Annotated in this window: 20 protein-coding genes, 2 tRNA genes and 1 other annotated feature; of the genes, 16 read left to right on the top strand and 6 right to left on the bottom strand. The window is 37.2% G+C overall.

What is annotated here, in order from left to right; genetic code table 11:
* Nucleotides 1–49 precede the first annotated feature (49 nt).
* The 4 genes from KBW87_RS07650 to KBW87_RS07635 all read left to right on the top strand — a co-directional run bounded on the left by KBW87_RS07650 (nt 50) and on the right by KBW87_RS07635 (nt 4,442).
* Nucleotides 50–1,426 carry an amino acid permease gene (locus KBW87_RS07650; RefSeq protein WP_004040042.1) on the top strand — a complete coding sequence of 459 codons (1,377 nt, stop codon included), beginning with the start codon at nt 50–52 and terminating at the stop codon, nt 1,424–1,426.
* 109 nt (nt 1,427–1,535) lie between these two features.
* Nucleotides 1,536–2,264, top strand: a complete 729-nt coding sequence (locus KBW87_RS07645) for a gamma-glutamyl-gamma-aminobutyrate hydrolase family protein (protein ID WP_057808972.1) — start codon at nt 1,536–1,538, stop codon at nt 2,262–2,264.
* A gap of 9 nt (nt 2,265–2,273) precedes the next feature.
* The gene (locus tag KBW87_RS07640; RefSeq protein ID WP_057808970.1) at nt 2,274–3,668 is read left to right on the top strand and encodes an APC family permease; all 1,395 of its coding nucleotides are present in this window, start codon (nt 2,274–2,276) and stop codon (nt 3,666–3,668) included.
* A 66-nt stretch (nt 3,669–3,734) separates the two neighbouring features.
* On the top strand, nt 3,735–4,442 hold the full coding sequence (locus KBW87_RS07635; RefSeq protein WP_057808968.1) for a DUF4097 family beta strand repeat-containing protein: 708 nt from the start codon (nt 3,735–3,737) through the stop codon (nt 4,440–4,442).
* Between the two features lie 70 nt (nt 4,443–4,512).
* Here the strand turns inward: KBW87_RS07635 and asnA are convergent, their stop codons facing one another.
* The 4 genes from asnA to KBW87_RS07615 form a co-directional block, all read right to left on the bottom strand.
* A complete protein-coding gene (gene asnA / locus KBW87_RS07630; RefSeq protein ID WP_057808965.1) occupies nt 4,513–5,523 on the bottom strand; it encodes an aspartate--ammonia ligase in 1,011 nt (336 codons plus the stop codon).
* Nucleotides 5,524–5,580: 57 nt separating this feature from the next.
* Nucleotides 5,581–5,817 (bottom strand) — a binding site (T-box leader).
* Nucleotides 5,818–5,889: 72 nt separating this feature from the next.
* A tRNA-Pro gene (locus tag KBW87_RS07625) sits at nt 5,890–5,963 on the bottom strand.
* A gap of 9 nt (nt 5,964–5,972) precedes the next feature.
* Nucleotides 5,973–6,046: transfer RNA gene (locus KBW87_RS07620), tRNA-Arg, on the bottom strand.
* Between the two features lie 93 nt (nt 6,047–6,139).
* Complete coding sequence (locus KBW87_RS07615; RefSeq protein WP_057808963.1) at nt 6,140–7,132, bottom strand: GMP reductase; 993 nt, start codon at nt 7,130–7,132, stop codon at nt 6,140–6,142.
* A 200-nt stretch (nt 7,133–7,332) separates the two neighbouring features.
* Between KBW87_RS07615 and KBW87_RS07610 the strand changes: the two genes are divergently transcribed.
* The 7 genes from KBW87_RS07610 to KBW87_RS07580 all read left to right on the top strand — a co-directional run bounded on the left by KBW87_RS07610 (nt 7,333) and on the right by KBW87_RS07580 (nt 14,184).
* The gene (locus KBW87_RS07610; RefSeq protein WP_057808961.1) at nt 7,333–8,622 is read left to right on the top strand and encodes an adenylosuccinate synthase; all 1,290 of its coding nucleotides are present in this window, start codon (nt 7,333–7,335) and stop codon (nt 8,620–8,622) included.
* Nucleotides 8,623–8,625: 3 nt separating this feature from the next.
* Nucleotides 8,626–9,921: an adenylosuccinate lyase gene (gene purB / locus KBW87_RS07605; RefSeq protein WP_057808959.1), complete on the top strand. Its 1,296-nt coding sequence runs from the start codon at nt 8,626–8,628 to the stop codon at nt 9,919–9,921.
* A gap of 538 nt (nt 9,922–10,459) precedes the next feature.
* On the top strand, nt 10,460–11,335 hold the full coding sequence (locus tag KBW87_RS07600; protein WP_057808957.1) for an SEC10/PgrA surface exclusion domain-containing protein: 876 nt from the start codon (nt 10,460–10,462) through the stop codon (nt 11,333–11,335).
* Nucleotides 11,336–11,529: 194 nt separating this feature from the next.
* A complete protein-coding gene (locus KBW87_RS07595; RefSeq protein ID WP_004040191.1) occupies nt 11,530–11,883 on the top strand; it encodes a hypothetical protein in 354 nt (117 codons plus the stop codon).
* A 17-nt stretch (nt 11,884–11,900) separates the two neighbouring features.
* Nucleotides 11,901–12,242 carry a hypothetical protein gene (locus tag KBW87_RS07590; protein WP_004040192.1) on the top strand — a complete coding sequence of 114 codons (342 nt, stop codon included), beginning with the start codon at nt 11,901–11,903 and terminating at the stop codon, nt 12,240–12,242.
* 82 nt (nt 12,243–12,324) lie between these two features.
* Nucleotides 12,325–13,257, top strand: a complete 933-nt coding sequence (locus tag KBW87_RS07585; protein WP_057808954.1) for a DMT family transporter — start codon at nt 12,325–12,327, stop codon at nt 13,255–13,257.
* A gap of 3 nt (nt 13,258–13,260) precedes the next feature.
* A complete protein-coding gene (locus KBW87_RS07580) occupies nt 13,261–14,184 on the top strand; it encodes an EamA family transporter (protein ID WP_057808952.1) in 924 nt (307 codons plus the stop codon).
* Nucleotides 14,185–14,251: 67 nt separating this feature from the next.
* Here the strand turns inward: KBW87_RS07580 and KBW87_RS07575 are convergent, their stop codons facing one another.
* Together KBW87_RS07575 and thiD are read right to left on the bottom strand one after the other, a co-directional pair.
* Complete coding sequence (locus tag KBW87_RS07575) at nt 14,252–14,935, bottom strand: type 1 glutamine amidotransferase (protein ID WP_057808950.1); 684 nt, start codon at nt 14,933–14,935, stop codon at nt 14,252–14,254.
* Between the two features lie 101 nt (nt 14,936–15,036).
* The gene (thiD, locus tag KBW87_RS07570) at nt 15,037–15,843 is read right to left on the bottom strand and encodes a bifunctional hydroxymethylpyrimidine kinase/phosphomethylpyrimidine kinase (RefSeq protein ID WP_004040225.1); all 807 of its coding nucleotides are present in this window, start codon (nt 15,841–15,843) and stop codon (nt 15,037–15,039) included.
* A 137-nt stretch (nt 15,844–15,980) separates the two neighbouring features.
* Between thiD and glpK the strand changes: the two genes are divergently transcribed.
* The 5 genes from glpK (at nt 15,981) to KBW87_RS07545 (ending at nt 22,829) form a co-directional block, all read left to right on the top strand.
* Nucleotides 15,981–17,483 (top strand): glycerol kinase GlpK, encoded by a 1,503-nt coding sequence (gene glpK / locus KBW87_RS07565; protein ID WP_057808948.1) that lies wholly within the window; start codon nt 15,981–15,983, stop codon nt 17,481–17,483.
* A 118-nt stretch (nt 17,484–17,601) separates the two neighbouring features.
* On the top strand, nt 17,602–18,375 hold the full coding sequence (locus KBW87_RS07560; protein ID WP_057808946.1) for a tyrosine-protein phosphatase: 774 nt from the start codon (nt 17,602–17,604) through the stop codon (nt 18,373–18,375).
* A gap of 9 nt (nt 18,376–18,384) precedes the next feature.
* On the top strand, nt 18,385–19,335 hold the full coding sequence (locus KBW87_RS07555) for a LacI family DNA-binding transcriptional regulator (protein WP_004040233.1): 951 nt from the start codon (nt 18,385–18,387) through the stop codon (nt 19,333–19,335).
* 108 nt (nt 19,336–19,443) lie between these two features.
* Nucleotides 19,444–21,120, top strand: a complete 1,677-nt coding sequence (locus tag KBW87_RS07550) for an alpha-glucosidase (protein ID WP_057808944.1) — start codon at nt 19,444–19,446, stop codon at nt 21,118–21,120.
* Complete coding sequence (locus tag KBW87_RS07545; protein WP_057808942.1) at nt 21,111–22,829, top strand: glycoside hydrolase family 13 protein; 1,719 nt, start codon at nt 21,111–21,113, stop codon at nt 22,827–22,829. The genes KBW87_RS07550 and KBW87_RS07545 overlap by 10 nt, the downstream gene beginning before the upstream one ends.
* The last annotated feature ends 115 nt before the right edge of the window (nt 22,830–22,944 follow it).

Genomic DNA, 22,944 nt, shown 5'->3' with positions numbered 1-22,944 from the left:
AGGATGAATTAGACTATTTCCAGGGAAATAAGTTGAGAGGGATACATTTATGAGTAAGAAGAAGGCGCCCGAGTTAAAACGATCGATGACTGCTGGGCAAATGGAAATGATCTCCCTTGGGGGAGCGATTGGTGTTGGACTGTTTATGGGATCGGCTTCCACAATTAAATGGACTGGTCCATCAGTACTATTAGCTTACATGTTTGTAGGGCTAATTTTATATATCGTTATGCGAGCTTTAGGAGAAATGTTGTATGTGGATCCAGGAACAGGTTCATTTGCGGATTATGCTTCTGAACATGTCCATCCCATTGCAGGGTATTTGGCTGAATGGGCCAACGTTTTTCAATATATCGTAGTTGGTATTTCAGAAGTTGTGGCTACAACCGAATATTTACGTTTTTGGTGGAAGGGAACTTCCGATTGGATTGCTGGAATTATCATTATCGTCTTTTTGCTTTTGGCTAATTTAGCTAGTGCTAAGGCTTATGCAACTTTGGAATTCTGGTTTGCGATGATCAAAGTTGTAACGATTATTTTAATGATTATTTTGGGCTTCATGGTTATTTTGTTTGGGTTTGGTAATGGTGGCCATCCAATTGGATTTTCTAACTTGTGGAGCCATGGTGGTTTCTTCACAGGAGGAGTTAAAGGGTTCCTCTTCTCGATGGCCATTATTGTAGGTTCCTATCAGGGAATTGAGTTAATTGGTATTTCTGCAGGAGAAGTTGCTAATCCTCAAAAAGCCATTGTTAAAAGCGTAAAATCTGTTTTATGGCGTATTTTGATTTTCTATGTGGGAGCAATTTTTGTAATTGTTACAATTTATCCATGGGATCAAGTTGCAAGCATTGGTTCTCCATTTGTAAATACTTTTGCAAAAGTAGGAATTACTGCAGCCGCATCTGTAATTAACTTTGTTGTATTGACTGCTGCACTTTCTGGAGCAAACTCTGGGATTTATTCTTCAAGTAGAATGTTATATAAGATGGCTCATGAAGGTGAAGCACCAAAGACTTTCGGATATGTTTCAAAGCATATCGTTCCAAGCCATGCTATTTGGGGAATTACTGGCGGAATTTTCATTGGTTTTATGATCAATGTTTTGATTCAATTCTTTAATAAATCACTCGCTAATATCTTTGTTGTAGTATATAGTTCATCCGTTTTACCAGGGATGGTAGCGTGGTTCGTGATCTTACTTGCAGAACTTCGTTTTAGAAAGAAGAATCCACACTTAATGAAGAATCATCCATTTAAGTTACCACTCTATCCATATTCAAATTATTTTGCATTATTGATGTTAACTATCATTGTGATTTTCATGTTTATCAATCCGGATACTCGAATTTCAGTAACTGTTGGAGCTTTATTCTTAATTGCGGCCGCAGTAATTTATGTTATCCGTCACAAAAAACAAAAATAAAATGCACAACAAGCTTATCGTTAAGGTGAGCTTGTTTTTTAGTTGTTTACTCTCATTAAAAACTTTATAATGAACTTATGAAAAATAAGTTAAATTAGGGGGCTTTTTTATGACAAAACCACTTATTGGAGTTTCCGGTTCTGTGATCATCGATGATGGTGGAATCTTTCCAGGTTATCATCGTAGTTATGTGAATGAAGATTATATTGATTCAGTAGTTAAAAATGGCGGTGTGCCATTCATTATTCCATTTACTGAGGATGATGGTGTAATCAAGCAGCAATTAGATAATGTACAAGGATTAATTTTATCTGGGGGTCACGATGTAGATCCTCATCTTTACGGTGAAGAGCCTGAACAAAAATTGGGTAAAACTTGGCCTGCTCGTGATCGTTTTGATATGCGATTACTTAAATTAGCTGAAGAAAAGGGAATTCCTGTGTTAGGAATTTGTCGTGGAGCTCAAATTATTAATGTTTATCATGGTGGAACCCTTTATCAAGATCTATCTTATCGTCCAGAGCATACCTTGAAACATATGCAAGGGCACGATCCAAGTTTGGCAACTCATGGGATGCAAGTTGAGGAAGACAGTAAATTAGCCTCTATTCTGGGTAAGACTAACTTCATGGTAAACTCTTTCCACCATCAGTTGATTAATCGTGTAGCGCCTGATTTACGCGGGGTAGCCGTGGCTCCTGATGGCGTGGTAGAAGGAATTGAGAATTCAGCCGGTACAGTGGTGGGGGTTCAATGGCACCCAGAAATGATGCATAATAACCCAGAATATAAATTTATTAACAATTTATTCAAGTGGGTTGTCGATAACGCAAAATAGAAGGTAATTATGAGTGAAAAAGAAAATGATAAACTAGGCTTTTGGTCCATAGTGTTGTTGGCGATTAACGCGATTATTGGTTCAGGAATTTTCTTGACGCCAGCTAGCGTAGTTCAACAAGCTGGTTCAAGGGCACTCTTGGTATATTTTATTGCAGCTATCTTTGCGGCGGTATTAGCCATTTCTTTTGCCGCAGCTGCTAAATATGTCACCAAATCCGGTGCGGCTTATGCTTATGCCAAGGCTGCTTTTGGTGATAAAATTGGCTTTTATATGGGAATTGTGCGTTACTTTTCAGCAAGTGTTGCCTGGGGAGTAATGGCCGTTGGGGTTGTGAGATCTACAATTTCAATTTTTGGTGGTAATTCAGAAGACTTTTTAACTGTAACAGTCGGTTTTATCATTCTGATGTCAATTATCACTGTGATCAATTTATTTGGGCAAAAAGTTGTTAAATACGTAATGAACTTGGCCACAATTGGTAAGTTAGCTGCCTTGGTATTGATCATTGTAGCTGGAGTGATTTTGTTGATTGCGACGGGTGCCTCAAGTAATATGAGCGAAGTTGATACAATCACTCAAAATGGCCACCGCATTGTTCCAACTTTGACCATGACAACTTTTGTAATGGCAATTGTGTCAGCCTTTTATGCTTTTACTGGCTTTGAATCAGTTGCTTCTGGGTCAGAAGATATGAAAGATCCACAGAAGAATTTGCCGCGTGCGATTCCTCTAGCAATTTTTGTAATTGCTGTCATCTATATTGGCGTTGTTGCCGTTGCGATGATTTTGAATCCTAAGGCTTTGATGACAACTCAACAAGTTGTTGCGATTGCTGCAATTTTCAAAAATGAAATCTTAAGAGATATTATTTTGGTGGGCGCCTTGGTTTCCATGTTTGGGATCAATGTTGCCTCTAGCTTCAATGCACCAAGAATTTTGGAAGCAATGGCTCGCGAAAACCAATTGTCTAAATCATTAACTAAGAGAACTAAGAATAATTTCCCAATTCGGACATTCTTTATCTCGGTTTTATTGGCGATTTTAATTCCAATGGCCTTCCAATACAGCATGTTTAACTTGATCACGTTGAGCGCGATGGTTAGATTTTTAGGATTTATCATTGTGCCTTTGGCTGTAATTCGTTTTTATCAAGGAAAAAGCAAAGAAGAAATCCTTGATGCAGATAAAAACGTTTGGACCGACGTGGTAATTCCTGTTTTGTCAGTGATTATCGTAATCTTCTTACTCGTTGAATATAACTGGAAAGCTCAATTTGGTGTGGTAGTTAATGGCAAGACAGTCGTTAACTGGTATGCCGTTGCAATGATGGTCTTTGGCTTTGTAATTTTACCATTGTTCATGTCATTTGTTTCTAGATATGAAAGAAAAAATGAAAAATAGAAAAAGTCCCGGTTTTAGCTTACTGGGGCTTTTTTGCTTATAATTGAAGTGAAGAAGGTGAAGTTCATGGAAAAAATGAAGAGAAGGTATTTATTAGTTCTGGTGGCGCTCGTGATGGTTTTAATTGCGGGATGCACTATACAGAAGAGTGAGAAAAAGGCGGATAATATTAGCAAGATTTTGACTAATGAAGCATTTAATAATGTGCTTCTTAATACCAGCGATAGTGATGTAATTATTCAAACTGGTAAAAATTATCAAGTTAAATATCATGGCAGTAAAAAGATTGAGCCTAGTGTAGAAATTAAGAATGGACAGCTTTTTGTCAAGCAACAGGGCAATGTCAGTTCTAGGAATAATTTTTCTGAAATAGTGATTATTATTCCTAAAGCTGTTAAATTGACTCAGCTGGAGATCAAAGCTGAAGAAGGCGACATTACTGCGACTGGAATAAACATGAACTTAGGCCAATTAAAGTCCGAAGAAGGGGATATTACCTTGCGGGATGCCAAGATGACCTCGGGTGAATTAAGTTCTGAAGAAGGCGACATTACGTTGAAGAATAGCAAGATTGATAAAAACTTGCATGCAAGTTCCAGTGAAGGGGATGTAGCCGTTTCGGAGACTAAGTTTACCGGATATAACTTGTCAACAGAAGAGGGTAGTATTGCCGTTAATGGCAATCGCTACGCAAGTTCTAGTTATAAGAAGCACACTGCTAGCAAGAATGTTTTAACTGTAAAGTCTCAAGAAGGCGATATTACAGTTAAGTAGAGAATTTATAATTTTTATAAAAAAGTCCATTTGTGACCTTTGATTTAACAGGTCCGAATGGACTTTTTTCTTAAAGTAATTCAATATTGTCTTCTTCACAAGCTTCGATCATTTCTCGTGGCCAAGTGCTTGCTTGTACTTCGCCGATATGAGCTTTCTTCATGAGCATCATACATAAACGAGATTGACCGATTCCGCCGCCAATGGTGTAAGGAAGTTTTCCTTCTAAAAGCATCTTGTGGAATGGTAATTCGGCACGCTCTTCACAGTGGGCCTTCTTTAATTGTTCACGTAAGCTTTCCTCGCTAACACGAATACCCATACTAGAAATTTCGATTTTTCGTTGAAGAGGTTCATACCAGAACATGATATCACCATTTAATTGCCAGTCATCATAGTCGGGTGCACGACCATCGTGAGGCTCGCCACTACGCTTTAATTTATCACCAATCTTCATTAAGAAGACTGCCTTTTTCTCTTTGGTAATCTTATCTTCACGTTCTTCTGGGGTAAGTTCAGGCCAGCGATCTTCCAATTCTTGGGTAGTAACAAAGTAAATCTCATCAGCTAAATGGTAAACAGATCCTGGATAACGTTTAGCGACTGCTTTTTCAATTTGCTTAATAGTTTTGAAAATTGTTTCAACAGTAGCCTTTAAAGTTTCTTCGGTACGTTCTTCTTTGGAAATAATCTTTTCCCAATCCCATTGATCAACATAAATGGAGTGGAAGTTGTCTAAATCTTCGTCGCGGCGAATGGCGTTCATGTTGGTGTAAAGACCTTCATGCATCCCAAAACCATATTTCTTAAGTGCCATCCGCTTCCACTTAGCCAGTGAGTGCACAATTTCTATCGGCTCTTCTGGCATTGCCTTCATATCAAACCTCACTGGTCGTTCAACTCCGTTCAAATTGTCGTTTAAACCAGTATCTTTTCCAACAAACATTGGCGCAGACATACGTTGTAAGTTTAAGTTGTTAGATAAGAGATCTTGGAAAGTTTCACGAATATAAACAATTGCAGCTTCAGTGTCTCTTACAGTTAAAGTTGGGTGATAATCCTTAGGTAAAATTAATTCCATTTTTAGTTCTCCTTATATGTTTTTGGAGTAAAGAAAAAGCCCTTCATCTCCCATTTTTCAAGGGACGAAAGGCTTTTTCCGCGGTACCACCCAAATTGTCTATTACATAGACCTACTCAATAGAGCACTATCATGCTCTACCGGTGTGGTAACGTGCCGGTGACGTTTCAACTTACTAAGATTTCAGTGAAATAGCTCAAAGTGTTTTTCGATAATTCAGGGTCTGCCAATTTCCCACTAACATTGACTCACTTAAAGAATGAATTATGTACTCGTCTTTTTCATCGCTCTTTAATTTATTGAAACTAATTTTAAGGGAGAAAAACAAAAAAGGCAAGTACTTTTTTCGTACTTGCCTAAAAATTATCGGGAAGACAGGATTCGAACCTGCGACCCCCTGGTCCCAAACCAGGTGCTCTACCAAACTGAGCCACTTCCCGTTAATTAAGTGCGCCCTGAAGGATTTGAACCTTCAACCTTCTGATTCGTAGTCAGACACTCTATCCAGTTGCGCTAAGGGCGCGTCACTCAACTTCAATAGTATAACATAAAATTTTATGCTGTCACTAGTATTTTTTAGAAAAAATAAAAAAGACTGCTAAAAGCAGCCAATTTCTTAATAATCGCCATCCATAATAGTATTTTTCACAATCACATAATCCACTAGCTTAATCGCATTTAAATCTTTGCCACCAGCGTAAGAAATAGAGGATTGAAGGTCTTCTTGCATTTCATGAAGAGTATCTTTGATAAAGCCACGATATGGCACAAGCATTTGCTTACCTTCAACGTTGCGATAGGCGCCTTTTTGGACTTCAGAAGCAGATCCCCAGTATTGTTTATAAGTTTTGCCATCAATTTTAATAATATTTCCTGGGGATTCTTCATGACCAGCTAGCATTGAGCCGATCATTACCATTGTTGCACCAAAGCGGACAGATTTAGCAATATCACCGTTATGACGAATTCCTCCATCCGCGATCATTGGTTTGCTAGCAGCTTTAGAACACATTCTAAGTGCTGCTAATTGCCAGCCGCTAGTGCCAAATCCAGTTTTAAGCTTTGTGATGCAAGCTTTACCAGGACCTACTCCAACTTTAGTAGCGTCAGCACCTGCATTTTCTAGTTCACGAACTGCTTCAGGAGTGGCAATATTTCCTGCAGTTAAAAATGAATCAGGCAACTTCTCCTTAATGTAGCGAATCATTTTAATGACAAAAATTGAATGGCCATGAGCAACATCGATAGTAATGTATTCAGGAATAACATTTTCTTTTGCAAGTTGATCAATAAATTTGTATTCGTCATCTTTAATCCCAACGGAGATTGAAGCAAATAATCCTTTTTCATGCATCCGTTTAATAAAGTCAATTCTAGTTTCTGGCTCAAAACGATGCATTACATAATAATAGCCGTTCTCAGCTAGCCAGACTGCTAGATTTTCATCAATAACGCTCTCCATATTTGCAGGTACTACTGGAATCTTGAATGTTCGGTTTCCAAATTTAACACTAGTATCTGCTTCTTTTCTACTTTTGATAATTCCTTTATTAGGAACTAGTTGAATGTCATCATAGTCAAAGGCTTCCATGCTAAAATAGTTACTCACGCTGGTTGATCTCCCTTTAATTAAATCTATTATCAAACGAGAGTAACTATAAGTTAAAAAATACCTCTTGTCAAGAAAAATAGCGAACTATGCTTTTTGGATAAATAAAGATAATTCGGATTTCACATTGACTATTATTTTTTTAATTGCTAGAATATCTCACGTAACATTTATAGATATTTTATGAGGTGAAGTTAGAAATGACAGCAGTTGCAGTTGTAGGTAGCCAATGGGGCGATGAAGGTAAAGGAAAGATTACTGACTTTTTAAGTAAAGAAGCTTCAATGGCAGTACGTTCTAATGGTGGAAATAATGCAGGCCACACTATTGATATTGATGGTAAAACTTTTAAAATGCGTCTTATTCCATCCGGAATTTTTGCTGCTAAAGAAGGTGCAGTAATCGGTAACGGAGTTGTAATTAATCCGGAAGTTATGTTTGGTGAACTTGATAACTTGGAAAAAGAAGGAATCGACACCAGCAAGCTTAAGATTTCTAACCGTGCCCATATTATTATGCCTTACCATATCCTACAAGATGAATATCAAGAAGAAGCAAAGGGTGACAAGAAGATCGGTACTACCAAGAATGGTATTGGTCCTTGTTACATGGATAAGGCTTCTAGAGTTGGTATCAGAGTTTGTGATTTGCTTGAAAGAGATACTTTTGAAGAAAAATTACGCGCAAATTTAGCTGAAAAGAATGCTTTATTTACTAAGGTTTATGGTAAACCTGCTTTGAAGTTTGAAGACATCTTTGAAAAGTACTTAGAATATGGTCAAAAGATGAAGAAGTACGTTACTGATACCTCTGTTCTTGTTAATGATGCTTTAGACAAAGATGAAAAGGTTCTTTTTGAAGGTGCGCAAGGTGTAATGCTCGATATCGACGAAGGTACCTACCCATACGTAACTTCATCTAATACTATTTCCGGTGGTATTTGCTCCGGAATCGGAATGGGTGCTAACCGTTTAAAGACTGTTATCGGTGTATGTAAGGCTTATACTACTCGTGTTGGTGAAGGCCCATTCCCAACTGAACTTCTTGATGAAGTAGGTGACAGAATTCGTGAAACTGCTCATGAATACGGTACTGTTACTGGTCGTCCACGCCGTGTTGGTTGGTTTGACTCAGTTGCTCTTCGTCACGCTAAGCGTGTTGCCGGTATTAATGGCTTAAGCTTGAATTTGCTTGATGTGTTCTCAGGCTTTGACAAGATCAAGATTGCCACTGCTTATGAACTTGATGGTGAAAAGATTGACTACTACCCAGCAAGTTTGAAGGAATTGTACAGATGTAAGCCAGTTTATGAAGAACTTCCTGCATGGGAAGAAGATATTACCCAAGTGAAGAAGTGGGAAGATCTTCCAGAAAATGCTAAGAAGTTCTTGAATCGTGTTTCAGAATTAGTTGGCGCTCCACTTGTCACTGTTTCAGTGGGTCCTGACCGTGAACAAACTATTGTATTGAAGAATCCATGGGAAATGTAACTTATGCTTGAACGTTATACTCGCCCAGAAATGGGCAAAATTTGGTCCTTAGAAAATAAATATGCTGCTTGGTTGAAGGTGGAAATTGCCGCAACTAATGCTTGGGTAGAACTTGGTGAAGTACCAGAAGCAGATGCTAAGAAAATTGCTGAGAATGCTTCTTTTACAGTTGAACGTGTTTCAGAACTTGAAGCAATTACTCATCATGATGTGGTTGCTTTTACTAGAACCGTTTCTGAAAGTTTAGGTGAAGAAAAGAAGTGGGTTCACTTCGGTTTAACTTCAACTGATGTTGTTGATACTGCACAAGGCTATATTTTAAAGCAAGCTAATGAGATCATTTTGAAAGATTTAGAAGCTTTAAAAGAAACTATTGCTGAAAAAGCTAAGAAGTACAAATACACTGTTGAAATGGGGAGAACTCACGGAGTTCAAGCAGAACCAACCACTTTTGGTTTGAAGCTTGCTCGCTGGTATGCCGAGATTAACCGTGACATTGAACGCTTTAAAGTAGCAGCTAAAGATGTAGAATCTGGCAAGATTTCTGGTGCTGTTGGGACCTTTGCTAATGTGCCACCAGCAGTTGAAACTAGCGTTTTAAAGCAATTAGGCTTAACTCAACAACCAATTACTAGCCAAGTTTTGCCAAGAGATTTACATGCTTACTACATTGCTACTATTGCATTAATTGCAACAAGTATTGAGAACTGGGCTACTGAAATTCGTGGTTTACAAAGAAGTGAAATTCACGAAGTAGAAGAACATTTTAGAGCTGGTCAAAAGGGCTCTTCTGCAATGCCTCACAAGCATAATCCAATTGGTTCAGAGAATCTATGTGGTATGGCGAGAGTCATGCGTGGTTTTATGGTTCCAGCCTATGAAGATGTGGCTTTATGGCATGAAAGAGATATTTCTCATTCAAGCGCGGAACGTGTAATTTTGCCAGATGCAACTATCGGAATTGACTATATGCTTAATCGCTTTAACCGTATTTTGACTAATTTAGATGTTTTCCCAGAAACCATGCTCAAGAATATGGACCGCACTTACGGTTTGATCTATTCACAACGTTTATTGTTGAAATTGATTGATGAAGCTGGCCTTTCTCGTGAAAAAGCATATGATATGGTGCAAAAGCTTGCTAATAAGTCATGGCAAGAACAAACTTCATTTAGAAAATTGGTTGAAGATAGTGAGATTATGAATTATCTTTCAGAAGAAGATCTTAATGATGCCTTTGATTATCACTATCACTTACGCCACGTTGATGAGATTTTTGAAAAACTCGGATTAGAATAGTCGTATATGAATGCAACTGATCAAGTTGCATTTTTTGTAATGTTTTTAATGGAAAGATACTGAAATAACAATAACAAGTCGAACTAAAATAATACAAACAAGCTTCTGTATAGCTTGTTTTTTATTTTACATATTTATATAGATATAAGAAATTTAGCTTGTGTAGACCTTGGTATCATTGAATTTAAGAAATAAATAATTATCTAAATTAAATAACAATTATTATAATAATGTATTTTAGTATATATTTTTTAAAAAAATAAAAAAATCGAAAATTATTTAACTTTGTATAGTTATTCATAACGGGTGTGATGAAACTTAAAACTATGCATGAGTAGAAAATAACAATGGTTATGTATAGTAATAACATTGTTATTTAATATATATCTTCATAGACATTCCCTTTAACCCTGCTATCCTTATAGATGAAGAGACTTATAGGACTAATTGAATTGAAAAAAGAAACCGACTACTTCTTTTAATCAATTCAAAAAAACATAGCAAATGGTTATTTATAGTAGATTAGGGGATTAGGAAAATGAGAAAGAATATTAAGTTTTTAGCATTATTTGGTGTTGCTGTCGGTTTGATGGCTGGTGGAATGATGAGCAATGAAGTAGGGACTAATGCTTCAGCTCAAGAAGTTAGCGCAGCTACTATTAATATGAGCGCTGCCAAGAAAGCTGGATACACTAAGAGCAGAGTTTTAAAAGCCAATCAAGGTCGTATGTCTGGTTCAGACAAGAATAAGTTAATTAAGGGTTCAATGGCTGGTATGAAGCAAAATAAGTGGATGGACACTGATCCTTCAGATAGAACTCGCATTGTCACTGTAACTAACCTTAGTTGGAATGACAAAGTTGAACTCAGCCACTTTACTATGGGCCTTATTAACTCGGCCCGTAGACAAATGGGTAAAAAAGCTTGGACCTATAAGAAGGGTGCTTTGAAGTTTGCAGATCGTACTGCTAAGCAATACTACGATAACAATCGTTCATGCTGGGACTCAGATCACTATGTACCAGGTATTGAACGTGCTGCAAAGCAATCAGGCCTTAACTCAACTGTAGGTCAAGTTTACGAAGACGAAGCAGGGTTACCAATTACTAGTGAATACAATGGTCAAACTCGTAGTATGGCAGCTTTGAAGAACCAAATTTACTTCAATGTAAAGCAAATGATCTTCGGTGGTTACTGGGGTGATGATTCCCAAGTAAACCAAGCTTCAAGATATACGGAATGGCAACACGCTGGTGACTTGCTTGGATTACGTAGCTCACAAGGCTTTGACGCAAAGACTAAGTACTTTGGTGTAAGCTTCAGTGGCTTAAAGAATGATCAAAGTAAGATCAGTGTTCACATGATGGGCGTTGCAAAGCGTTACATCAAGAACTACAAGAAATTTAATAGATAAAGACGGTAGTTCAAAAAATTATAAAGTTTCCTAATCCGAGAGGTTGATGGCTTAGTCCCCATCTAACCTCTCTTTTAATTTTTCTGAAAAAGTAATTTCAATAAAATTAGAATTCGCGCAAAAGCTTGCTACCATGCAGAAAATCAGCTATAGTTTTACTAATTTAAAGATTGGGGTTGATGTAATTGAAAAAGATGGCAGTATGGATTGTGCGCTTAATTATTCTACTTGCAGGCTTAGCTTTGGCAGGTTTTATGATTTGGCAATTGTTCACAGGCGCTAGAATGTTAGATTTCGACGTGGAAACTCGTGGTCCATTAATCGTGGTTGTATTCAGCTTATTACTTTTGATTACATTAGGTAGTGCTGTCAGCTTTTTTGCTAATCGTCACATGGCTTCAACCCTTTTCTTGGGCACACTTTTGGCCGTTATGTCCTTTATCTTGTGGATTCGTCATCCTGAACAAGCGGACATTTATCGGTTATACTTTATTTATGGTTTAGTGGTGGGCGTGCTTAGTCCATTCGTTTTAGATCGTGAAAAATAAAGAAGAAGTAAGAATTAATGAAGGAAATTGAAAAATCGTTACGCTACTTTTTTCTGATTATTGCCTTATTATTATCTAGTCAGGTATTTGGCAGTAGCGTTTCACAAAATGGATCGTTTTTTTATGCGATATTTGCCATAATTATTTTTGGTTCAGGCATTACTGGTTTATTTAGAAAATGCGATTTAATTACTGCAGGTTTATGTATCATAATTTTATTAGTAGTGATTGTATTTTGCGTAATTATGCCACAACTCTGGCCACTTTATTTGCTCTATTTTGCCTATTGTTTAACTGATGGAATTATGTGCATTGTGAGATACAAAAAACGCAAAAATGCTGATGAAGAAAATGAATAAATAAGAATTTTGAATTTGACAGCTGTCTTTTTAGGCAGCTGTTTTCGTGTTATTATTAGTAAGTTAGAAAAGAGGAATAAGGATGATAACGCAAAAACAGCGGAGATTGTGGGCATTTTTAGCTGCTTTAGCATGTGTAATGTGGGGAGTCTCAGGTTTATTTGCTAAAGAGTTATTTAATATAAGCTCAGATATTACACCAATGTGGTTGTCACAAATCAGAATGATCGTCTCGGGCATAATTTTATTAATTGTGGCTGGCATTATGAAACAAAAGCCTATTGCAACAATGAAAAATAAGCGTGATGCTTTAACAATAATTGCCTATGGTGTTTTTGGATTATTACCCGTGCAATTGTTTTATTTTATTGTGGTTCAAAAGGCTAATGCTTCAATTGCGACCATTTTGCAATTTATTGGACCGTTTTTTGTAATGGGATATTTGGCGATAACCCACAAGCAAGTAATGCGAAAAATGGATATTATTGCATCAATTGCGGCTTTTTTGGGTGTGGTATTACTTGCAACTCATGGAAAGTTTAACAACTTTGCACTGAGTCCCTCAGTACTTTTTTGGGGGTTACTTTCAGCAGTTGGAGTTGCAACCAATACTTTGATTCCAATTGGGGTGTTAAAAAGAGTCTCAAGTCTAGTTGTAACTGGATGGGGACTACTTTCATCAGGAATTTGTTTACTTTTAGTGCATCCCCAAATGCCGCACATTCCTAATCAACCTAATGTATGGTGGTGTACGATTGCCGTTATTATCATTGGGACGATTGTGCCATTTCAATTAATGACAAATTCTCTCCGTTTCATTAAACCTTCAACAGCTAGCTTACTAGACGCATTTGAGCCTTTTTCAGCCACAATTGGCTCAGTCTTGGTGTTTGGCTTAGTAATGACAAAAATGGACTGGATTGGTTCAATTTTGGTTGTAGTGGCGGCTATGGCACTGAATGTTTCACCTAAAAAGAAAAAATCAAGAAAAGTTCACCAGCAAGAAAGAGCATAAGTTATGGTAAGTCAAAAACAGCGCAGATTATGGACAATTTTAGCAGCGATTGCAGCTACCATGTGGGGTATTTCTGGTATTATGGCTAAAGCTTTATTTGATATTAGTCCAGCTATTACTCCACTGTGGTTAACGCAAGTGCGTTTAATTACGGCTGGAGTTGTTTTATTGATAGCTGCAGGGATTTCAAAGCAAAAGCCGATTGTGACACTTAAAAATAAGCATAACGCCTGGGTTATTTTAGCCTACGGCTTATGTGGACTGTTACCAGTTCAACTTTTTTATTTTATTGTAATCAAGCAGGCTAATGCTTCTGTTGCAACTATTTTGCAATTTATTGGGCCATTTTTTGTGATTGGTTTTCTAACTTTTACTCATAAACAAGTTATGCGACGCTTGGATATTTTAGCGGCAATTTTGGCTTTTATGGGCGTCTTTTTGCTGTCAACGCATGGTCACTTTAATCAATTGGCAATTACGCCAGCAGCTTTGTTTTGGGGCCTTTTATCTGCTGTGGGGGAAGCAAGTTATACTTTGATTCCTGTCAATATTGTTAAGAGAGTTTCGAGTATGGTAGTGACTGGATGGGGGATGGTTATGGCAGGATTGGGACTTGTCTTGCTTCATCCGCATTGGCCAGCTATTCCGAATGAACCTAATGTTTGGCTGCTTACAGGATCAATTATTGTAATTGGAACTATCATTCCGTTTCAAGTAATGGCAAATGCCCTACGTTATGTAAAACCAGCAACAGTCAGTTTGCTTGATGCATTTGAGCCGCTTTCTGCAACAGTCGGATCCGTATTGATTTTTAACTTAGTAATGGTGCCCGTTGACTGGATAGGTACATTGTTAGTAATTATTAGTGTATTAGCTTTGAATATCACACCTAAGAGTAAAATTAAGAAAGTAGATAAAATTGAATAGAGAAAAACCTCATAGTAGTTAACTATAAAAGTAGGCTACTATGAGGTTTTATTGATTATAAAGTGTTTTATTTTACAGCGTTTTCGTCGCTAATGCGATCTTGATGACGTTTAATGATCATTTCCGCAATGGCATTTGCGACATTGGTGTTTTTAAGAAGTGGACCATGCGAATATGAACCGATGAAATTGCGATAACGTAGTCCTTCAACATGATCTTGAGGATTGTTGCCATAGCCTTCAATCATTTCACCCAAGGGATGAAGCTTGTTAGTGTTATCAAAGTATGTTTGACCTGAGTGGTTTTCAAAAGCGGTAACTTCTCCCCATTCAGTCATGTAACGAGTGTCCCCGATCATACGCTTATCTGCTTTAAAAACAGTATGAAGGGGTAAAATACCTAAACCTTTAATGGTTATACCAGAATTAGTCTTGTAGTAATCGCCCATTAATTGGTAGCCACCACAGATACAGAGCATTGGATTACCACCATTAATGTATTTATCTAAAGTTAACTTGTGGCGTGGTAAGTCCTTGGCCACAACAGTTTGTTCAAAATCTTGTCCCCCACCGAAGAAGACAAAGTCATAGTCAAAAGCGTTGAATTCATCACCAAGTGAAATATTGTCTACCTGAGTATCATAGCCTTGACGTTTCAACAAAAAGCTGAGGATCTTTACATCACCAGAGTCACCATAAGTGTTCATGAGATCTTCATATAAATAAGCAATCTTAATCAAATTCTCGTTCATCGTTTCTCGTTCCTTGTTTTGATATATAGATTTTAGTATACTCAAAAGCTGATCAATAGGCAAAAAATAAGCCAATCTTAAGATCGGCTTAATTATTTATCTTAGTTATTTTTTTGAGCTGCTAGGTGATTTATTGGTCCCCATTTTGATCCGACTTCGATTGGATGAGAAATTGCATTGTAGGTAAATTCCTTGGCGATCTTAATACTTTCCAGAAGCGGAGTATTTTTGGCAAGTTCCGCCGCAATCACAGCTGATAAGGTGTCGCCAGTACCGTTTACACGGTCAGTCTTAAAGTAAGGCTTAACAAAAGTATGGAATTCACCATCTTCAGTTAACAAAAGATCCACTACTTCGTCGCTGCTGCCATCATGACGACCCTTCATGATGACGTTCTTTGCGCCCATCTCTTGAAGCATCTTGGCGCCTTTTTTAACTTCTTCGATATCGTTTAGTTCAAGGCCCGTAAGCTTCTTTTGTTCATAAAAGTTTGGCGTAATCACATCAGCCAGGGGCACTAAGCGGTTGATGAAAGTGTTATAAGAATCATCGTCCATTAAAGTGTTCCCATGTTTGGTTGAAATTACTGGGTCGATAACAATCTTACCAAAATCATATTTTTCTAAATTGTCAGCTACGCAGTTCATAATTTCAGAATCGGCAACCATCCCAGTTTTAGCAGCTTTAATATCAAAATCATCAGCTAAAACATCGAATTGCTTTTGAATGAAGTCAACTGGCATTACTTGTTGGGCATAAATCCCGGTGGTGTTACCAGCAACGGCTGCGGTCAAAAGTCCCATTCCATATACGCCGCGTGCGTAAAAAGAGTGGAGGTCTGCAGGCATTCCTGCACTTCCATCACTGTCGTTTCCTGCGATTGTTACTGCAATTGGTTCTTGAGTCATTAAAGTTGTTCCCCCTTAATTTCTAACTTATATAAAGTATAACTAATAAGTGTGTATTAAGGCAAAAAAATACTTTTATCAAAAGACACAAAACATTAAAATAATAAGAAAACGTTTTCTTAAGGGGAGTCTTGATTTTGGCAGAAAAATATATAATGGCGATTGATGAAGGGACTACATCAACGCGTGCAATGATTATTGATCATGAAGGAAAAGAAGTAGCGAGTTCGCAGAAAGAGTTTCCGCAATATTTTCCTGAACCTGGCTGGGTAGAACACAATGCGGAAGAAATTTGGACGGCAGTCCAAACTACAGTTGCAACCACTTTTATTGATTCAGGAATTCGTCCCGATCAAATTGCAGGTATTGGAATTACTAATCAACGTGAAACTACGGTTATCTGGGATAAAAAAACAGGTCGTCCCATTTATAATGCAATTGTTTGGCAATCACGTCAGACAACAGCTTTAGCAGAAAAATTAAAAAAAGAAGGTTACAGCGAAGAAATCCGTCAAAAAACGGGTCTAGTAATTGATCCATATTTTAGTGCCACAAAAATCAGATGGATTTTGGATCATGTTGAAGGCGCGCAAGAAAAAGCAGAAAAAGGTGAGCTTTTATTTGGAACCATTGATACCTGGCTTCTTTGGAAGTTAACCAATGGAGAAGTTCACGTGACTGACTACACCAATGCTTCTAGAACTATGCTTTATAATATTCATGATTTAAAGTGGGATGAAGATATTTTGAAATTGCTTAATATTCCTCAAGCGATTTTGCCAGAAGTTAAATCTAATTCTGAAATCTATGGATATACCAAGCCCTATACCTACTTTGGGGGAGAAGTTCCTATTGCAGCAATGGCGGGTGACCAGCAAGCCGCTTTATTTGGGCAACTTGCCCTAAAACCAGGGATGGTAAAGAACACATATGGGACTGGGTCATTTATTGTGATGAACACAGGAGACAAGCCAACTGAATCTAACAATAATTTGTTAACGACAATTGCTTATGGAATTAACGGTAAAATTAATTATGCTTTGGAAGGATCTGTTTTTGTAGCGGGATCAGCAATCCAATGGTTGCGAGATTCGATGAAGATGATTAAGACTGCTCCTGAATCAGAAGCAGCCGCGTTAAAGTCCGTATCTGAAAATGAAGTTTATGTGGTTCCAGCCTTTACAGGCTTAGGTGCACCTTATTGGGATTCGGAAGCCCGAGGAGCAATTTTTGGTGTTACACGTGGAACAACAAATAATGATTTAATTAAAGCGACTTTACAGTCCTTGGCTTATCAAACTAGGGACGTAATGGATACCATGCAAAAAGATTCCGGAATTGAAATTCCAATTTTACGCGTAGATGGCGGTGCTTCCAACAACAATTACCTAATGCAATTTCAGTCCGATATTTTAAATACTAAAATTGAACGGGCAAAAGTCCTAGAAACTACAGGAATGGGAGTTGCTTTTTTAGCAGGACTAGCTGTGAAATACTGGCAAAATATTGATGAAATCAAGCATATCTTTGTCATTGGACAAGCATTCGAATCACGGATGGGTGAAAATGAACGCGAACGTCTTTATCATGGTTGGCAAAAAGCGGTAAAAGCTACTCAAGTTTTTGCACATGGAGAATAATTATGAAAATGAGAAGCAAGTGCTTCTCGTTTTTTAGTGTATTTTTTCTGACTATAATAAATGTTATAATAGAAGTTATATGTTAGCGTTTGCAAAAAACTAAAAGGAGTGATGTTTTATGCCACATAATCGAATCGTGACTTTAGATGGAGCACTCAATTTTAGAGATATTGGTGGTTATAAAAATGACAAAGGCCAAAGCGTTAAATGGAACAAAATTTATCGTTCTGATTCACTTAGTTCCTTATCCTATAAAGATAAAATTAAATTAGCTAAATTGCACGTTACTGTTGATTGTGACTTGCGTTCAAGCTATGAAAAGAATTCTTCGCCTGACGATCTTTGGTCAGGAGTAAAATATGTTGATGTTCCTTTATATTCAAATAATGTGAGTGAAGATAAAGGAGAAAATAAACTTTATCGCTTCTTTCACCATTTTCCCGACTTTAAAGACAACTTTATTGGTCAGATTTATCAGAGAACTTTGCTTAATTCTCATAGTCAGGATGAATTCGCTAAGGTATTTGCAAACTTACTAGAATTACCAGCAGATGCGGCTTTAGTTTATCATTGTAGCGCGGGAAAGGACCGTACTGGAATGACAACTGCACTAATTCTGATGGCTTTAGGGGTTAATGATGATATGATCGCCCGCGACTATTTATTAACTAATAAGCTCTATGACTTTGCTGTTTCGCGTAATCTGCCAAGTAATGGTGAAATTTCTTCGATGATTGCTAAAATGAACGTAACTAAAGGCGAAGGAACTGCCATTAAAGGTATTACCGAAACCATTCGTCAAGGTTGGGGAAGTTTTGACTCTTTCTTTAAAAAAGAGCTTGGTTTTAGTCAAAGTGATTTAAAACAATTTCGTAAAATGTACTTAGAATAGGGAACGAGTATGGTAACTTTATCAGATGTAGCTAAACAAGCAAATGTGTCAAAAATGACAGTCTCTAGAGTGATTAATCATCCCGAGCAAGTCACTGAGGAGTTGCGAGGACTAGTTGAAGCGGCCATGGTAGAGTTGGATTATCATCCTAATTCAGTAGCTCAAGCTCTAGTTAATAATCGCACTAATGTGGTTAAATTTGTGACTTTAGAAGATATAGATACAACCGAACCCTACTATATGAATCTGCTGTTTGGTTTTGCTCGAGGATTGACAAAAAAGCAGTATGCTTTTCAGTTAGTGACTGATTTGAATAGAATTGAAGAAGGGAGAGCGGATGGTTATCTCATCACCGGATCGAGAACTCATAATTATGAATTATTTGATAAGTTGAAGAAGCCGTTTGTTTTATTTGGTGAAAATCACCGTGGTTATGATTTTGTTGATACTGATAATCAATTAGGTGAAAAAACTGCGACTGAATACGCTTTGTCGCGCCTATATAAACAAATAATTTTTATTGGGTTGGACGTGAAAGAACCATTTGAATATTCTCGTGAAGCTGGATATATCAATACTTTGCAGAAAAATCAGCTAATTCCAAAAATTTATCGAGTAGATAATCATAGCCACGCTGCGCAGAAGGTTATTCAAGATCACTTTAGGGAATTTAAAAAAGATACTTGCTTTATTTGTGCAAGTGATCGAATTGCAATTGGAGTTGTACGTGAATTGGAATATCAAGGTGCAAAGATTCCAGAAGATTTTGGTGTGATTGGATTTGATGGAGTATTTTTAGACCAAGTTTCTAATCCCAAGTTGACAACTATTAAACAACCAATTTTTAAAATGGGTGAATTGCTAGCCAGCATGCTTTTACAAAAGATCGCCCAGTCAGGATCTCCTCAAGGTGAATTACTTCTTGAACCTAAATTAATTAGACGTGAGTCAACGAGATAACAAAAAGACCATTGCCAAGGCAATGGCTTTTTTTGATACCGGTAACATTCAAATAACTATTGAAAGCGATTGCATAATTCTCTTAGACTTATTTTGGAGGACAAAATTATGAAGCACTGGTACGATAACGCAATAATTTATCAAATTTATCCTAAATCCTTCCAAGATACAAATGGAGATGGAATAGGTGACTTAAATGGTATCAAGAAGCGAATCCCATATTTAAAAAGTTTAGGAGTTAACGCAATCTGGCTCAATCCGGTTTTTGTTTCGCCACAGGTCGATAATGGCTATGACGTTTCAAATTATTTTGCAATTGATCCGCAAATGGGGACGATGGCTGATATGGAAAGTTTGATCCATGAATTACACAAAAATGGTATTCATTTAATCATGGATTTCGTGTTAAACCATACTTCTGATCAGCATCCCTGGTTTCAGGATGCAATTAGTGATCCGGAGAGCATTTATCGAGACTATTATATTTTTGCTGGACATGATAATCAGCGTCCGAATAATTGGGGAAGCTTTTTTGGTGGAAGTGTCTGGGAAAAGGATCCTGCTAAAACGGGGCAATTTTACTTTCACTTATTTGATAAAAGAATGCCTGATTTAAACTGGAAAAATCCCGAAGTCCGCCATGCAATGCTTGAAATTGCAGAATTTTGGTTAGAGAAGGGAATCGATGGATTAAGATTGGATGCTTTTATTCATATTGCAAAAGCCGATCTTAGACAGAACTTCCCAACTAAAAATAATAGCAACAAACCTGTGATTGCAGAGCCATTTTTTGCTAATTTACCTCAAGTTCAAGAATGGTTGCGTCCATTTTGTGAACGGATTAAGCAAGATTATCCTGACACACTTTTGTTAGGAGAAGCGGCTAGTGCGAATGTAAATCTAGCAGTTGACTATACGCAAAAGCGAAATCATTTGATGGATAGTGTGGTTACATTTCGTTATTTCACCGAAGATGAAAGCGACGTTGACCCAAATTTCCCAGGAAATTATCAGCCTAAGAATTTAGATTTGGTGCAATTTAAGCAAAATCAAACTGTGTGGCAACAAACTGTGGCTGGAATTTCCCAACCAACACTTTATTGGTCTAATCATGATATGGCACGCCTTAGAACTAGAGTGGCTCAAACCGATACTCAAAACCGCAGTCTGGCAATGCTTATGTATCTCCAGCGCGGAATTCCCATTATTTATTATGGAGAAGAGTTAGGATTAAAGAATCTCAAGTTTAATAATATTGAGCAATTTAAGGATCAAACGGTGCACGACTTTGTTGCTCAGGCAATTCAAGCTGGGCTTGCTCAAGAAGAAGCACTAGAAATGGTAAGTAAAACTCATAAAATGCCAGCACGTGGAATTATGCCTTGGAATGATGAAGAGAATTACGGCTTCAGTAAAGCTGCCCCTTGGATTAGAGGTGAAAAGCAGGATGACTTCACTGTAGCAAATGAAATTGGCAATGCTAATTCGATGATTAACTTTTATCGTCAACTAATTCAATTAAAGAAGACGGCTCTGTTTCAAAAGGGAAGCTACTACTTACTAGCAACTGATAAAAATTCTTATATTTATCAGCGTGATTATCACCAACAAAGTGCACTTGTGGCAGTTTCTTTATCGAATTCTGAAATTCAAGTCCAAATTCCACAAGACTACAAAAATGAAGAACTTCTTGCAGGAAAGTATAAATTAAATAAAGGTCAATTAACATTAGCACCATATTCAGGTGTAGTTTTAAGTAAAAGTGAGGGAGAAAAATGCAATTAGCTGCGTTAAGACACCGAAGTGAGAGCGAAGACTGTTTTATTCTAGATGAAAATCGGGTAAGAGTAAGATTTCATACAGCCAAAGATGATGTAAAAGAAATAATTGTGCATTATGTTGACAATTATTTACCCACTACACAAACTAAGTCGGCTAAAATGGAAAAAGTTGGTATCGGGGCGGTTGATGATCATTGGGTAGCCACTTTGGAAGTACCATTTCACCGAATTAAGTATACTTTTGAAGTAATTGGAAATGATGGTAGTCATAAAATTGTCGGCGATCGGGGAATTTATGATTTTAATAAAAAGAATCTTGAAGCAGATGGCAGTTACTTTAGAGTACCTTATTTTCATTTGATTGATATGGATACTACTCCAGAATGGGTAAAGAAAACTGTCTGGTATCAAATTTTTCCAGAACGTTTTGCAAATGGTGATAAATCTAATGATCCGGTAGGTACTAAGCCGTGGAATCCGCAAGATCACCCAACTCGAGATGCATTTTATGGCGGAGACTTACAAGGTGTTCTAGATCATCTAGATTATTTAAAAGAGTTGGGAATCAATGGTATTTATTTCTGCCCGGTTTTTAAAGCTAGTTCGAATCATAAATATGACACAGTCGATTATTTGGATATTGATCCTAACTTTGGGGATAAAGATTTATTTGCAAAAGTTATCAATGAAGCCCATAAACGTGGAATTAAAGTTATGCTGGATGCTGTCTTTAATCATATTGGTGTGAACTCGATGCAATGGCAAGATGTAGTGGAAAATGGACCTAAGTCTCGTTTTGCAGATTGGTTTCATATTAACTCCTATCCTGTTGAACCTTATCATAAACCAACTAAAGATAAGCTTGCACCCTATGAGACATTTGCTTTTGAAAAAACAATGCCTAAGCTCAATACTGCTAATCCTGAGGTACAAGATTATTTGTTAGAAATTGCGACTTATTGGGTGAAGTATTTTGATATTGATGCTTGGCGTCTTGATGTCGCAAATGAGGTAGATCATCATTTTTGGAAGAGATTCCACAAAGCTGTAACTGAAATTAAGCCTGATTTTTATATTGTAGGAGAAATTTGGCATTCAGCTCGGCCATGGCTGAATGGGGATGAATTTTCTGGAGTTATGAATTATCCATTTACTTTACAAGTGGAGGAACATTTCTTTAAGCACACTTTATCAGCTCAAAAATTGGTTGAACAGTTAACAGATCAATTAATGATGTATCGCGATCAAACTAATCAAGCCATGCTTAACACGCTTGATAGTCATGATACTGCGCGGATTAAAACAGTTGCTGGTGAAAATGAAGAATTAGCTCTGCAGGCAATGACCTTTATCTTTATGCAAACAGGAAGTCCATGTATCTATTACGGAACTGAAATGGGAATGAGTGGTGATAATGATCCAGATTGTCGCAAACCAATGGATTGGGAGAAAAAATACAGTCCTGTCTGGCAAGAAGTTCATGAATTAGTTGAATTCAGATTGAAGTATGCTTCTACCCTTGGCCAAGGAACTACTACCCTTGAAGTAACAAAAGCTGGGGTGATTAAAGTAACACGGAAACGAGAAAATACTATTACTGCATACTTTAATACTACTGGAAAAGACCAAAACTTAACCATCGATCCTCAATTATCTCAAAATTATCAAGATGGAGTTTTAGCTAAAGATGGCTATGCTATCGTAGTTGAGTAGTGTTTTTTGAATTGAATAAGTAAGAAAAAAGAAGTCGAGAAGTAATGACTTCTTTTTTTATAACATAATTCTGATACCGTTAACATCCCAAAATATATTGTAAAACGCTTTCAAT

Source organism: Lactobacillus intestinalis (assembly GCF_024397795.1).
Lineage (GTDB): Bacteria > Bacillota > Bacilli > Lactobacillales > Lactobacillaceae > Lactobacillus > Lactobacillus intestinalis.
The sequence above is the reverse complement of the archived record's forward strand: the minus strand, read 5'-3'. Positions and strand labels throughout refer to the sequence as shown.